Source organism: Nocardioides allogilvus (assembly GCF_003047285.1).
Classification (GTDB): domain Bacteria; phylum Actinomycetota; class Actinomycetes; order Propionibacteriales; family Nocardioidaceae; genus Nocardioides; species Nocardioides allogilvus.
Genome location: NZ_PZYX01000045.1, coordinates 1 through 866, shown reverse-complemented (window position 1 = coordinate 866; position 866 = coordinate 1). Strand labels below are relative to the sequence as shown.

1 protein-coding gene is annotated in these 866 nt (G+C 37.3%); it reads right to left on the bottom strand.

The window, feature by feature from the left end:
• Positions 1 to 866 (bottom strand): hypothetical protein (locus C9J87_RS19845; protein WP_157953274.1); only part of this gene is annotated, 866 nt, incomplete at both ends.

Sequence of the window (866 nt, the reverse complement as noted above, 5' to 3'; positions counted from 1 at the left end):
GACTGCCATTAAATCATCTTTGGTTTCAGGCTCGATCGAGCGTTCATCCTTGCCAATATATTTGTCACTAGCGTTGTAAATTGCCTCGCTGGTTTCGTCTTTAATCTCGTTGCTGGTTTCCTTGAGTTTTTTGGTATTTTCTGACTCTGATTTTTTGTCAGTAATTAACTCAATCTCATACCCTTGCATGGTGAGTAATTTGATTAGGCACTCCCGGTAATTTTTTCGCTCAAATTCCCGGATCCACTTGCTAATACAGGCTTCTTTGTAGTGGGGTGAGTCTAAGCTATCAGTCAATTTTTTAATTAATTCGGCCTTGTTTTCAGGTTCATCCAGTAAATTGACTTGGGCCATTATTAGGCTATTTTGCCACTGGTCAAGGTACTCACACTTTTCTGTATCATCCGATGTTATAAATTCAGGCATTGAGATAATTCTCTCGCACTCAGTATCTCTGATCCTGATGATTTTTTGACTAATCAAAACCGATGATAATTGTCCACAATAGTAGTGATAATCACGCTTAAAGTATTTGATAGTTATGTCGTTGCCACTTGTCATGGTAGGCGAAGCCAAAACCACTAAACGACGGGTAGGATTCTTATCAGAATATTCCTTGATGTACCCGTTGGGATTTTCGATAAAAGCTTTAACCTTTTTATCGGTAATTAAAGTATCACTGGTAATTAAAAAAGTATCGGTATTTTGAATATTTTTAATCAATCTCTCTAAACTATTAAGGAAGTGTTTAGAGTCACTTTGAATCATTCTCGGTTCACTGTCAGACAGAATGCGATCGAGTAAAGGTGATTTATCGCGACTATTGATTTTATCGGGGTTTTCTTCTCTAAAAGTACCCGCTAAAA